This is a genomic window from Flavobacterium sp. 25HG05S-40 (genome assembly GCF_052654735.1).
In genome coordinates, this window is record NZ_CP199750.1 from 2644403 (window position 1) to 2659662 (window position 15260).

Genomic DNA, 15260 nt, shown 5'->3' on the forward strand with positions numbered 1-15260 from the left:
GCGTCGAAATAGCATCACTCCAAAATTTCAGTTAAAACTTCTGATTCTGTGGCGTTTGGTTGTGTTATTTTTAATTTTTGAGCCAAGGTTGGTGCAATTTGAGTGATCACTTTTTTATCATGGGTTGCTCCTTTTGGAATTTTCCAACCATAAAACAAAAGTGGTACATGCGTATCATAACTGTAAGTTGATCCGTGAGACGTTCCGGTAGCACCATATTCGATATAACCGGGTTTAAACAACACGATCAAATCACCATTTTGAGTGGCATCATAGCCTTTGGCGATACAATCTAAGTGATGTTCTGCTCCTGAATTAGCCAATACTTCTTCTTCTGTATACACTCTTTTTACATAGTCTTGCGTCATCAGGTACTCTTTGAAAGCTTGTTTTACTTTGACTAAATCTAGGCCTTTCGCTTTAATCTTTTCTTTATCAAAATACAAATTAAAACTACCATACTCTGTTACTAAATCTTCTCCAAAGGTATCTGTTGAGAATTTTTTCACGTCTTTTGTAAGCGCTTTACCATCCAGATTATTGATAGCATATTTGTTGTCTTTAAGATATTTTACATTCTCCGCTCCGGCATGATCTGCTGTCAAAAAGACTAAATAATTTCCTTTCCCTACAGTCTTATCCAGATAATTTAAAAAGTCAGCAATAGTCAAGTCCAAGCGCAAATACGTATCTTGTAATTCTACGGAACGGGGTCCAAGAATATGTCCAACATAATCTGTAGAAGAGAAACTCACTGCAAGAAAATCGGTAACACTATCTTTCCCTAAGGCTTCTTTTTCGATAGCCAGTTTTGCAAAATCGGCAACATAATCATTCCCAAAAGGAGTCACACGTAATACACCAGCATCGTTTTTATCATACATCGCTTTTAAATCATACGGAAAAATAGGTTTGTCTACTTTATACAATCGGCCTTCATACGGATTATCATCTGCCAAACTTTCGTCATAGGTTGCAACAGGTTTTAACAAATTCCATCCCTGATTGATGTACTTCATATACCCTTTTTGGGCGTTGAATTCGGTTACCCAATCCGGAAGTTTTTCTCCGTAAAACGTACTAGAAATAAAGTTTCCGGTTTTGCTGTACCAAAAAGCCCAATTAGCAAAATGTCCTGCAGGAAGAATGGCACCTCTGTCTTTGATACTGATTCCGATTACTTTTCCTTTAAAATTGGTCGACAAACGAAGCTCGTCTGTGATGGTTGTTGCCTGAAGATTTTTAGGAGACATTTCGCCTTCGCCTTTACCACTTTCGCCTAATCCTTTAACCGAAGCATCATCGGTACAATACAATTCCTTACCCAAGGTTCTGCTGAACCATTCGTTGCTAACAATTCCGTGCATAGAAGGTGTTGTTCCTGTATAAATAGAAGCATGTCCCGGCGCAGTGTAGGTTGGCATATAATTATAGTGCATGTTATAAAATGTATAACCGTCTTTCATCAATCGTTTAAAACCATTTTCTGAAAAATCACTTTGGAAGCGATACAAGTATTCGGTTTTCATTTGATCCACTACAATTCCGACCACAAGCTTTGGACGTTCTTGTGCAGTACTACTAAAAATCAGGGTAAAAAAAACGAAGGTGAGCAGCTTTTTCATAAGGTATACTGTTTCAACAAAAGTACAGATTCGCCTTGAATTGTACTCAAAAAAAATGCACACTCGTAGAGTGTGCATTCCTTCAAAATTCAAATTTAAACTATAACAACAATCAATACAACTAACTCTTACTTCAAGATCATGAAGGTACATCTACGATTGACAGCATGTTCTGCCTCAGTACAATCATTTTTCGGACAAATAATCAAAGGCTTACTTTCGCCATATCCCATTGATTTTAATCGTTTTCTGTCGATACCATTTTGCACCAGATACTCTAATGCAGATGCAGCTCTTTTATTGGACAATCGTAAGTTATACATTTCGGAAGCACGACTGTCCGTATGCGAACCAATCAAAATTTCCATGTAAGGATACTTTTTAAGGATGCCCAGCAAGACATTCAATACTTCAGCAGCTTGTGGCTTGATATTCCATTTGTCCAAATCAAAATAGATGTTTTCCAATTCAATTAAAACAGTTCCATCCTCCTTCATGTTGATGATGTCTTCTGCGTCATAATAGGACTCCACTTTCATCTGTAAATCGATATAAACTTTACCTTTTTGACTCGTATCAAACGTAGCTTCTGCCGGGATATAGAAATCCTTGAAAGCCATAATTTTATACTTTTTATTGGGTTCCGTATTAAAGGTAAACGATCCATCTTTGCCAACCAAAACCTCTTCTAAAAGATTTCCGGCTTCATCAAATAATTTCACAGTAGAGCCCGGCAAAAGCTGCATCGATTTCATATCACGTACTTCACCTTCTACCAAATACTGTTGTTTGTTTTCTTCCCGAACGAAAGTGTATAGATTATCATCACCTGTTCTGTTTGAAGCAAAATAACCTACATCATTTTTTTCGTCAAGGATAAAATTGAAGTCATCCATTTCGCTATTGATGGTTGAACCAAGATTTAAAGGTTTATCAAACTCGGTATCACTTAATTTCAAGCTCATAAAGACGTCTAAATTTCCGTTGCCCTGATGGCCATCCGAAGCAAAATACAAAGTGCCGTCTTCGGTAAGAAATGGGAATTGTTCCCTTTGAATGGTATTGATGTTTTCGCCTAAATTTCGGGGCTGACTGTAAGTTCCATCTTCGTTTACATCAACAACATAAATATCAAACGAACCCAACGAACCAGGCATATCACTAGAAAAATAAAGTTTCTTTCCATCTTTGGTCAAAAAGGGATGCTGCACGCAATAGGTATCACTTGAGAAAGGAAGCAGGGTTACGTTGTCCCACTTTCCGTTTACAAATTCTGCTTTATATATTTTAACCATGGCCACTTTTTCTTCGCCAATCTTAACCTGCTTTTCTCCACTTCGGTTGAAATACATGGTTTTTAAATCGGAGCTGAATGTCGCATTACTCTCGTGTTTTTTGGTATTGATGACCTCCGAAAACGGTGCTATATTTGATAATTGTCCTTTGTCATTTACCGAAGCGGAAAACAAATCCAAATAGGGTCTGTCATTCCAACCATAGGCCTTTTCATCAGCATTTCTAACGGAGGCAAACGTAACTTTATCGCCAAAAAAAGAAATTCCGAAATCACCATTGGTTTTATTTTTGGACATCATTTGCAGTTTATAACTATCGGGAACATTACGAGTAATGTTTTTCATGAACTTAGGTGTGTTTTGCTCAAAACCTAAATATTCTCCCATGATGCCATCGCCTTTATCAAAGTCTTTTGTTCCTTTTAAAGCATTGGCATACCTAAAGAAAACCTCTTTTTTTACACTGTCTTTAAACGTAAAGAACAACTGTCCGTAGGCACGAACCGCATTGGTCATCTGAAAATTATAATAGTAGCAATCACCCAGATTTTGTAAAACCTCTCTGCTCTGCGGTAGCTGTTCATAAGCTTCCGCAGCCTTCACGTAGGATTTACTGGCAAACAAGGTATTAGCTTGTTTTACACTGACTTTTTTTTGGGCAAAAAGAGTGGTGATACTGCAAAAAACAAAAAGTATGTAGTATATTTTTTTCATCATTTTCATTTTAAAAGAATCTCGGTGATTTATCATATCCTTTACCCGAAGAAGAAAGTTTATTTAAATCTAAATCGTACAACAGAAAAAACTCGTGAGAACCCGAATTGAAGGCACTTAAATTGGTAAGCGTGTAATCATAAGAATATCCTATTCTGAGTTGTGGTGTTATATAAAAACTTGCCAAACCACTTACAGAATCTCCCATTCGATAACCCGCACCTAATTCGAATTTATTATTAATCAGAATATTTGTGGTAACATCTAAAGATAACGGCGCTCCTTCTACTCCCTTGGCCATAAATGCAGGTTTTAGCTTGATGTTATCATTGCCATTAAAGGTAAAAACATAACCACCCGTTAGGAAAAAGTGCACCGATTCTACACCACTTCCGGGTTTACCGTTGATGGTTTCAATATGTCTAGAAGTCATTAAATTTGGTGCTGAAAGGCCGGCGTAGTAATTATCCCCAAACAAATACATTCCGGTTCCAATATTAGGGAACACTTGACTAATATTATTTTGAAATGCAGGATCTGGAAGTGGATCGGTTAAAACAAATCCGTTAAAATTCGTATCAAATAAAGTAACTCCCGCTTTGATTCCGAATGACAGTTTAGTGGACTGACCTATTGGTAAGACATACGCAAAGTCGGCAAAAATATTGTTTTCCTTTACTACGTCACCAATTTCATCATGGACAAACGAAATCCCTACTTCTACTCTTTTGGACAAAGGTTTATGTGCAAAAAAGGTTTGCGTCGTTGGTGCTCCTTTTATTCCAACCCATTGAGCACGATACAAACCGCCCAGGTTAATAACATCAGGATTATCGGTTGCATAAGCCGGATTCATCACACTCATATTGTACATATAATGCGTAAACTGTGGGTCTTGTTGTGCTTGTAATTTTGAAGTCAAAAATATAACAAGCAGTACTAAGAGGTATTTTATAATTTTATGTTTCATAGTTGCACTCATCCTTATCTGTTTAGATATACTCTACCTTGTACTGGCTTTCTTGTTCCGTCATTGAATTCTAGAATATAGAAATACACGCCTGTAGGCAGTAATTTGTCGCCAAGATTTAAGCCACTTACTGTGGTTGTTCCGTCCCAATTAGGAATATTTCTATCCCCTTTATAAATTAGATTTCCATAACGATTATAGATTTCCATTTTGAAATTAGGATATTGTATAGCCAAGTTTGGTATTTCAAAGGTATCATTGATGAAATCATTGTTCGGTGAGAATCCATCTGGGATTACGATATCACAGATTGTTAAATCAATTGTAACTGGAAGACGTTCACTTTCGCAACCATTAGCAGAGACAACCGCTCCATAATAGATGGTTCCGTTAACCAATAAATCAGTGTCACTATAAGCCGTTCCGCCAGTTGGCGCATTGTACCAAATCATTGTAGGTGTTCCGATGATGTTCGCAGATAAATCGGCAATTGTCGGTGCCGGAATATCCAATCCACAAAATAGATTGCCTCGCTCTATTAGAACTGGTATTGGTAATGCAGCTACGGTAAAAGTAACTGTTGGGAAAGCGGTGCCGGAAACCCCACATGATGTTACAGTAGAGGTTAAATCATTTATTGCGATAGTAGTCTCGCCATTGTTTACTATGTCGGAACCCGGAATTGTAAAGGTTGAAGTACCACTCGTAAAAGTTACCGGAATGTTAGCTGTGGCCGAATTGGCTCCGCTTAATTGATACGTTATAGTATAGTTTCCGTCCGGTAAATTAGTAGCTCCTGATATAGTCACATCAGTTCCGAAATTAATACACGTATCTAAAGCAGAAACCGAAGCACCTGTAGTATTTGGAACTGGAGTAATCGTGAAATTAGCGGTGGCATTTTCATTGGTATTGCTACAACCAGTCGTCGATGTTATGGCTGTTATTGTTAATGTATAATTTCCCGCAGCCGTAAATGAAGCGGACGGAATGGTGAACTGCCCTGCACCGGAAGTAACAGTAACATCACCAGAGCTTCCAGTAACTGGAGTAGCACCTGGAATGGAATAAGTAAACTGATAGACTCCGTCAGGAAGTGTGGATGCACCAGCTATATTTACCACTACATTATTTCCAAGACATATCGTTGGAATCGTCAAATTTACCGTATCAATATCCGCCAAAGGATTAATGATTAACTGAGCAGTGACATTACTTAGTGAGTTGGTACAAGTTGATGTGTTGTTAACAATACTAGTAAAGGTTATTACAGTAGTGCCACTATTAGGAATCGAAGCTGTTGGAATAGTAAAACTTCCTATTCCAGATGTAATGGTAGCTACTACAGTTTGACCTACAAGTGTATTGCTTCCACTTAAATCGTAATTCAAAGTATAGGTTCCATCGACCATTCCGGACAATGAAACAACCGAATCGCTTCCGATACAACTTGGTGTGGTTGCGATATTTACTGTTGTTAGTTGTGGGTTGGCTAAAATGGTAAACTGAACCACTTCAGAATCCGTTCCACAAGCATTCGTTACTGTATAAGTATAAGAATAACTTCCCGCTGGAAAAGTAATTATTGTCAAAGGAGATGTAACAACGACTGATGCACTATCTGTCCAAACACCTCCAGCATCCTGACCGGTTAGTAAAGTATTCAAATCTATAATTCCAACCGATGGACAAACTGATACTGATGGCGTCACGGCTGTTCCTGCAGTTAAAGGTGCCACGACAGCAAAAGTAATGTTGGCATCTTCACTGGTGTTGGAACATCCAGAAATTGTTGTTATTCCGTCTATAGTGATGGTATAACTTCCAACGGTTGCAAAAACCGAAGCAGGAATACTAAACTGCCCAACTCCAGCTGTTATTGTAACATCACCTGAATTTCCGGTGGTTGGATTTCCTGTAGGAATGGTATAATCAAACTGATAAACGCCATCCGGAAGATTCACAGCATTGGTAATATCAACAATAGCGTTTGAACCAAGACAAATAGAGGAAACTGCTAAATTCGCGTTATCAATTTGAACAATTGGATTGATAGTAATCGTTCCGGTTACGTTTGTCAATGTAGATTGACAAGTAGAACTGCTATCCTGAATAGTTGTAAATGTAATGGTTGTTGTTCCTGAGTTTGGAATATTAGCTGCTGGAATTGTGAAACTACCTGTTCCTCCAGAAATTACAATCGTTGCAGATTGATTTGCCAATACGTTGCTTCCACTTAAATCGTAATTGACAGTATACGTTCCGTCGACCATTCCGTTTAAAGTAACTACAGCGTCTAACCCGATACAAGCGGTTGCATTAGCTATGTTTGATGTAACTAAAATCGGATTGGGTAAAATAATAAATTGAACATCTTCTGTATCGGTTCCGCAGGCATTGGTTACCGTGTAAGTATAGGTGTATGTTCCGGGTGCAAAGTTGGTAATGTCTACCGGATTAATATCGGACCAAGTTCCTCCTAAATCCTGACCTGTTAACAAAGTATTTAAATCAACAGTACCTACGGAAGCACAAAGTGATGGAGCTGGAATCGCTGTCCCAGCTGATAATGGTGTAACCACTGCGAACGTAATGTTTGCATCTTGACTAGTATTAGAACACCCTGTAGTTATGGTGACACCACTAATGGTAAGCGTGTAATTTCCAGCCGTAGTAAAGACGGAAGCCGGAACGTTAAACTGACCAGAGCCACCTGCAATAGTAACATTGCCTGAATTTCCTGTAGGAGGTGTTCCTGCTGAAACAGAATAATCAAATTGATAGACACCATCAGGAAGATTTACTGCATTGGTTATCGTTACAAGGGCATCAGAACCAAGACAAATTGATGATACAGCTATATTGGTATTATCTATCTGTACCAATGGATTAACCGTTATTGTTGCAATAATATTGGTTAAGGTTACTTGACAAGAGGTATCCGTATTTTGAATAGTAGTAAATGTTATTGTAGTTGTTCCTACATTAGGAATACTCGCAGCAGGCACTGTAAAACTTCCTGCTCCTCCTGATATTACTATAGTAACGGTTTGATTGGCTACTGTATTACTGCCACTTAAACTGTACACTAAACTATAATTTCCATCAACCATTCCGGATAAATTTACCACTGCATCTAACCCAATACAAACTGCTGTGTTGGCAATATTAGTAGCAACCAATACCGGATTTGGTAAAATAATAAATTGAACATCTTCGGTATCAGTTCCGCAGACATTGGTCACCGTGTAAGTATAGGTATAAGTTCCGGGTGCAAAGTTGGTAATGTCTACCGGAGTAACATCGGACCAAGTCCCTCCTAAATCCTGACCTGTTAGCAATGTATTTAAATCTACAGTACCAGCGGAAGCACAAAGTGATGGAGCTGGAATCGCTGTCCCTGCTGATAATGGCGTAACCACTGCGAACGTAATGTTTGCATCTTGACTAGTATTAGAACACCCCGATGTTATAGTAATGCCACTAATGGTAATCGTGTAATTTCCAGCTGTAGTAAAGACTGAAGCCGGAACGTTAAACTGACCAGAGCCACCTGCAATAGTAACGTTGCCAGAATTTCCTGTAGGAGGTGTTCCTGCTGAAACAGAATAATCAAATTGATACACACCATCAGGAAGATTCACTGCATTGGCAATAGTTACAACGGCATCAGAACCAAGACAAATTGAGGAAACGGCTATATTGGTATTATCTATTTGTACCAATGGATTAACAGTTATGGTTGCAATGATATTCGTTAAGTTTACTTGGCAAGAAGTATCTGTATTTTGAATAGTATTAAATGTTATTGTTGTTGTTCCTACATTTGGAATACTAGCAGCTGGTACTGTAAAACTTCCTATTCCTCCAGATATTACTATAGTAGTGGTTTGATTGGCTAATGTATTACTACCACTTAAACTATAAACTAAACTATAATTTCCATCTACCATTCCTGATAAATTTACCACTGCATCTAGGCCAATGCAAACTGCTGTGTTAGCAATATTAGTAGCAACCAATACCGGATTGGGTAAAATAATGAATTGAACATTAGTTGTAGCCGTACCACAAGAATTAGTAACAGAATAACTGTAAGTATAAGTTCCTGCGACAAAATTACTAATGTCAACAGGTGAAGGTGCAGACCAAATTCCACCAGAATCCTGACCTGTTAACAGCGTATTTAAATCAATAGATCCAATTGATGTACAAACAGACGGAGCAGCAATAGCGGTTCCTGAATTTGGCAAAGGATTGACTACTACGGTAACTGTTGATGTAGCATCAGCACACGGCGATGTTCCCGGAACTGTATACGTAAAATTGTAAGTCCCTATACCAACTATTGATGGATTGAAAATGTTATTTATAAGTGCTCCTGTTGCATCATCATCATTCCAACTACCGGATCCTTGTGACCCATCTAAACCAGTAAACAAATCTAATGAAGTAATATCAGCACAAGTAGTTACTGTTTGTCCCGTTCCACCTGAGTTTGGAGCTAGAATTATTGTTACAGTTACCGTTGCTGTTGATGGTGTAATACAAGTACCTCCTACTGTATACGTATATGTGGTAGCTGTATCTAATGCTGGATTAAATACTCCTGTTCCACTAGTTAAAGCTGGTGACCAAGTTCCTCCTGTTTGTGGCGTTCCACCAAGCGATAGAAATAAATCCTCTGGAGTTCCATTAGAACAAAATATTTTCGTTCCATCTGTCCCTGCATCCGGAATTGGATTCACTGTCACTGAAACCGTTGCAAAATCATTATCACATGGTTGATTTCCAGATAATGTATAAACATAGTCACCTGCTGGATCAACTGCTGGATTGAATACTCCTGTACCACTAGCTAAAGGTGGTGACCAACTCCCTCCTGGTTGCGCATTTGTTCCCAATAATAAAAACAAATCTTGAGGTGGATTATTGACACATAATACAAGTGAATTATCAGTACCAGCCTCTGGACCTTGCGTTACATTCACTGTAACTGTTGCTTGATCATCGATACATGGCGCAATTCCTGTGATTGTGTAGGTATAAACTGTGGCTAAATCTACAGCCGGATTAAATATTCCTGTACCACTGACCAAAGCTGGCGACCATGTCCCCCCTAATTGTGGTACTCCTAATAGTGAATTAAATAAATCAACTGGATTTTGATTAGAGCAAATATTTAGTATGCCATCATTTCCTGCATTAGGCACTGGATTGATAACAACTGTAGTCTGTCCCGGTTGACTCGGACAGGTAGTACTGGTATTGGTTATGATAACACTGTAAACTCCCGCTGTTGTAGTGGTAAACGTAGCTACATTGCCGGGGTTGGTCGCTCCTGAAGGAACCGTCCAAACAAAACTGTAAGTCCCAGCTGGTGTGGGTGTAGCGGTTACCGTAGCCGGTGTGCCCTGACAAACAGGTGCGCTGGTCACACTAACCGTTGGCGTTGGATTGATAACAACTGTGGTCTGTCCCGGTTGACTCGGACAGGTAGTACTGGTATTGGTTATGATAACACTGTAAACTCCCGCTGTTGTAGTGGTAAACGTAGCTACATTGCCGGGGTTGGTCGCTCCTGAAGGAACTGTCCAAACAAAACTGTAAGTCCCAGCTGGTGTGGGTGTAGCGGTTACCGTAGCACGTGTGCCCTGACAAACAGGTGCGCTGGTCACACTAACCGTTGGCGTTGGATTGATAACAACTGTGGTCTGTCCCGGTTGACTCGGACAGGTAGTACTATTATTGGTTATGATAACACTGTAAACTCCCGCTGTTGTAGTGGTAAACGTAGCTACATTGCCGGGGTTGGTTGCCCCTGAAGGAACTGTCCAAACATAACTATATGTCCCAGCTGGTGTTGGCGTAGCCGTTACCGTAGCCGGTGTGCCCTGACAAACTGGTGCGCTGGTCACACTAACCGTTGGCGTTGGATTGATAACAACAGTGGTCTGTCCCGGTTGACTTGGACAGGTAGTATTGGTATTGGTGATGATAACACTGTAAACTCCTGCTGTTGTAGTGGTAAACGTAGCTACATTGCCGGGGTTGGTCGCTCCTGAAGGAACTGTCCAAACAAAACTGTAAGTCCCAGCTGGTGTGGGTGTAGCGGTTACCGTAGCCGGTGTACCCTGACAAACCGGTGCGCTGGTCACACTAACCGTTGGCGTTGGATTGATAACAACAGTGGTCTGTCCCGGTTGACTTGGACAGGTAGTATTGGTATTGGTGATTATAACACTGTAAACTCCCGCTGTTGTAGTGGTAAACGTAGCTACATTGCCGGGGTTGGTTGCCCCTGAAGGAACTGTCCAAACATAACTATATGTCCCAGCTGGTGTTGGCGTAGCCGTTACCGTAGCCGGTGTGCCCTGACAAACTGGTGCGCTGGTCACACTAACCGTTGGCGTTGGATTGATAACAACAGTGGTCTGTCCCGGTTGACTTGGACAGGTAGTACTGATATTGGTTATGATAACACTGTAAACTCCTGCTGTTGTAGTGGTAAACGTAGCTACATTGCCGGGGTTGGTCGCTCCTGAAGGAACTGTCCAAACAAAACTGTAAGTCCCAGCTGGTGTGGGTGTAGCGGTTACCGTAGCCGGTGTACCCTGACAAACCGGTGCGCTGGTCACACTAACCGTTGGCGTTGGATTGATAACAACAGTGGTCTGTCCCGGTTGACTTGGACAGGTAGTATTGGTATTGGTGATGATAACACTGTAAACTCCTGCTGTTGTAGTGGTAAACGTAGCTACATTGCCGGGGTTGGTCGCTCCTGAAGGAACTGTCCAAACAAAACTGTAAGTCCCAGCTGGTGTGGGTGTAGCGGTTACCGTAGCCGGTGTACCCTGACAAACCGGTGCGCTGGTCACACTAACCGTTGGCGTTGGATTGATAACAACAGTGGTCTGTCCCGGTTGACTCGGACAGGTAGTACTGGTATTGGTTATGATAACACTGTAAACTCCCGCTGTTGTAGTGGTAAACGTAGCTACATTGCCGGGGTTGGTCGCTCCTGAAGGAACTGTCCAAACAAAACTGTAAGTCCCAGCTGGTGTGGGTGTAGCGGTTACCGTAGCCGGTGTGCCCTGACAAACCGGTGCGCTGGTCACACTAACCGTTGGCGTTGGATTGATAACAACAGTGGTCTGTCCCGGTTGACTCGGACAGGTAGTACTGGTATTGGTTATGATAACACTGTAAACTCCCGCTGTTGTAGTGGTAAACGTAGCTACATTGCCGGGGTTGGTCGCTCCTGAAGGAACTGTCCAAACAAAACTGTAAGTCCCAGCTGGTGTGGGTGTAGCGGTTACCGTAGCCGGTGTGCCCTGACAAACCGGTGCGCTGGTCACACTAACCGTTGGCGTTGGATTGATAACAACTGTAGTCTGTCCCAGTTGACTCGGACAGGTAGTACTGGTATTGGTTATGATAACACTGTAAACTCCCGCGGTTGTAGTGGTAAACGTAGCTACATTGCCGGGGTTGGTCGCTCCTGAAGGAACCGTCCAAACAAAACTGTAAGTCCCAGCTGGTGTGGGTGTAGCGGTTACCGTAGCCGGTGTGCCCTGACAAACAGGTGCGCTGGTCACACTAACCGTTGGCGTTGGATTGATAACAACTGTGGTCTGTCCCGGTTGACTCGGACAGGTAGTACTGGTATTGGTTATGATAACACTGTAAACTCCCGCTGTTGTAGTGGTAAACGTAGCTACATTGCCGGGGTTGGTCGCTCCTGAAGGAACTGTCCAAACAAAACTGTAAGTCCCAGCTGGTGTGGGTGTAGCGGTTACCGTAGCACGTGTGCCCTGACAAACAGGTGCGCTGGTCACACTAACCGTTGGCGTTGGATTGATAACAACTGTGGTCTGTCCCGGTTGACTCGGACAGGTAGTACTATTATTGGTTATGATAACACTGTAAACTCCCGCTGTTGTAGTGGTAAACGTAGCTACATTGCCGGGGTTGGTTGCCCCTGAAGGAACTGTCCAAACATAACTATATGTCCCAGCTGGTGTTGGCGTAGCCGTTACCGTAGCCGGTGTGCCCTGACAAACTGGTGCGCTGGTCACACTAACCGTTGGCGTTGGATTGATAACAACAGTGGTCTGTCCCGGTTGACTTGGACAGGTAGTATTGGTATTGGTGATGATAACACTGTAAACTCCTGCTGTTGTAGTGGTAAACGTAGCTACATTGCCGGGGTTGGTCGCTCCTGAAGGAACTGTCCAAACAAAACTGTAAGTCCCAGCTGGTGTGGGTGTAGCGGTTACCGTAGCCGGTGTACCCTGACAAACCGGTGCGCTGGTCACACTAACCGTTGGCGTTGGATTGATAACAACAGTGGTCTGTCCCGGTTGACTTGGACAGGTAGTACTGATATTGGTTATGATAACACTGTAAACTCCTGCTGTTGTAGTGGTAAACGTAGCTACATTGCCGGGGTTGGTCGCTCCTGAAGGAACTGTCCAAACAAAACTGTAAGTCCCAGCTGGTGTGGGTGTAGCGGTTACCGTAGCCGGTGTACCCTGACAAACCGGTGCGCTGGTCACACTAACCGTTGGCGTTGGATTGATAACAACAGTGGTCTGTCCCGGTTGACTTGGACAGGTAGTATTGGTATTGGTGATTATAACACTGTAAACTCCTGCTGTTGTAGTGGTAAACGTAGCTACATTGCCGGGGTTGGTCGCTCCTGAAGGAACTGTCCAAACAAAACTGTAAGTCCCAGCTGGTGTGGGTGTAGCGGTTACCGTAGCCGGTGTACCCTGACAAACCGGTGCGCTGGTCACACTAACCGTTGGCGTTGGATTGATAACAACAGTGGTCTGTCCCGGTTGACTCGGACAGGTAGTACTGGTATTGGTTATGATAACACTGTAAACTCCCGCTGTTGTAGTGGTAAACGTAGCTACATTGCCGGGGTTGGTCGCTCCTGAAGGAACCGTCCAAACAAAACTGTAAGTCCCAGCTGGTGTGGGTGTAGCGGTTACCGTAGCCGGTGTGCCCTGACAAACAGGTGCGCTGGTCACACTAACCGTTGGCGTTGGATTGATAACAACTGTGGTCTGTCCCGGTTGACTCGGACAGGTAGTACTGGTATTGGTTATGATAACACTGTAAACTCCCGCTGTTGTAGTGGTAAACGTAGCTACATTGCCGGGGTTGGTCGCTCCTGAAGGAACTGTCCAAACAAAACTGTAAGTCCCAGCTGGTGTGGGTGTAGCGGTTACCGTAGCACGTGTGCCCTGACAAACAGGTGCGCTGGTCACACTAACCGTTGGCGTTGGATTGATAACAACTGTGGTCTGTCCCGGTTGACTCGGACAGGTAGTACTATTATTGGTTATGATAACACTGTAAACTCCCGCTGTTGTAGTGGTAAACGTAGCTACATTGCCGGGGTTGGTTGCCCCTGAAGGAACTGTCCAAACATAACTATATGTCCCAGCTGGTGTTGGCGTAGCCGTTACCGTAGCCGGTGTGCCCTGACAAACTGGTGCACTCGTAACACTAACTGTTGGCGTTGGATTGATGGTAATTATTACATTTGATATGTCAGTTGCGCACAATGCTGAGGAAACCGTGTAGGTAAAAACATACGGACTTCCTGACAAAGTCATTGTTGAAGGATTGATTGTCCCTAATGAACCGTTGCTCGTTGTGATTGGTCCTGTCCAAACGCCAGTAGCATCAGGTGTTCCTCCTAATAAATCAAATAAATTAAAAGGCACTGTAGTCGGAACATCGCTGATACAAATTCCTCTACTACCATCATTACCCGCATCATTAGGCTGATAAATATTTACTAATACCTCAAGCCTATCGCTACTTTCGCAAGGCGGATCTACAGTTGTAGCATAATAAAATTGTCCATTTATTAAAGGCGTCGATAAATCTAATGGAACTCCAAAAGTAGATGTTAAATACCAATTGTTATTTCCTGAAGCCACTAAATCAGCAACAGTTGGCGGACTTCCAGTATCACAAAATTCTTGAATTGCTGGACCAATTGGAACTGGAACTAAACCAACATTTACAAATAATTGAAGCCTAGACGTTTCACATCCTGTATCGGGATTTGTCTGACTTATATAATATATAGTATTATCCGAAAGGATTGTAGAACTTGAAATAGCAGTACCTCCAACTGGCGTTGTATACCATTGCAATCCATTACCAGATATAACAAATTGTGGGTTTGAAGGTGTAGCCAGATTTAAACTAGTGACACATACTCCTTGAAAATTTGCACCTGTTGGTGCAGAATACACAGTAACAACAACACTTTGTCTAACCCCGCAAGATCCAGTACTATCATCAGCAAAATAATCTTCGCCATTAATCAAACTTGACGAACTTAATAAAGGTGCTCCTCCAGTTGCATTGGCGTACCAACTGACACCAGCTCCATTATCAGTCGCAAGAAGACTTGCTACAGTAGGTGATTGTATATCACAAAAGGATTGATTTGGATTACCAACAGTAGGACATTGAGAATATATAGATTCATTGTATCCTACTAGTGATACTAATAAAAAACAATAAATTAAATAATTTTTAACAAGAGTAGTTATCCTCATAAGCAATATAGTTTTTAAACTATTTTCTACTTATTGGCAATACCTAAGATAGCAAGTTTGGTAAAAA

4 protein-coding genes are annotated in these 15260 nt (G+C 41.8%); all 4 read right to left on the reverse strand.

Features of this window, described 5'->3' with window-relative positions; genetic code table 11:
- Window positions 1-14: 14 nt before the first annotated feature.
- Window positions 15-1625 (reverse strand): alkaline phosphatase PafA, encoded by a 1611-nt coding sequence (gene pafA, locus ACULEU_RS11430; RefSeq protein ID WP_445452719.1) that lies wholly within the window; start codon window positions 1623-1625, stop codon window positions 15-17.
- A gap of 128 nt (window positions 1626-1753) precedes the next feature.
- Entirely contained in the window at window positions 1754-3634 is a 1881-nt protein-coding gene (locus tag ACULEU_RS11435) for an OmpA family protein (protein ID WP_445452720.1), read from the reverse strand.
- A gap of 10 nt (window positions 3635-3644) precedes the next feature.
- Window positions 3645-4604 (reverse strand): PorP/SprF family type IX secretion system membrane protein, encoded by a 960-nt coding sequence (locus tag ACULEU_RS11440; protein WP_445452721.1) that lies wholly within the window; start codon window positions 4602-4604, stop codon window positions 3645-3647.
- A 14-nt stretch (window positions 4605-4618) separates the two neighbouring features.
- The gene (locus ACULEU_RS11445; protein ID WP_445452722.1) at window positions 4619-15193 is read right to left on the reverse strand and encodes a T9SS type B sorting domain-containing protein; all 10575 of its coding nucleotides are present in this window, start codon (window positions 15191-15193) and stop codon (window positions 4619-4621) included.
- Window positions 15194-15260 lie beyond the last annotated feature (67 nt).

What these genes read in the sequence shown, in the direction of transcription:
- ACULEU_RS11445 (WP_445452722.1), bottom strand. Translation starts at nt 15,193, where the DNA reads ATGAGGATAACTACTCTTGTTAAAAATTATTTAATTTATTGTTTTTTA.
- pafA (WP_445452719.1), bottom strand. Translation starts at nt 1,625, where the DNA reads ATGAAAAAGCTGCTCACCTTCGTTTTTTTTACCCTGATTTTTAGTAGT.
- ACULEU_RS11440 (WP_445452721.1), bottom strand. Translation starts at nt 4,604, where the DNA reads ATGAAACATAAAATTATAAAATACCTCTTAGTACTGCTTGTTATATTT.
- ACULEU_RS11435 (WP_445452720.1), bottom strand. Translation starts at nt 3,634, where the DNA reads ATGAAAAAAATATACTACATACTTTTTGTTTTTTGCAGTATCACCACT.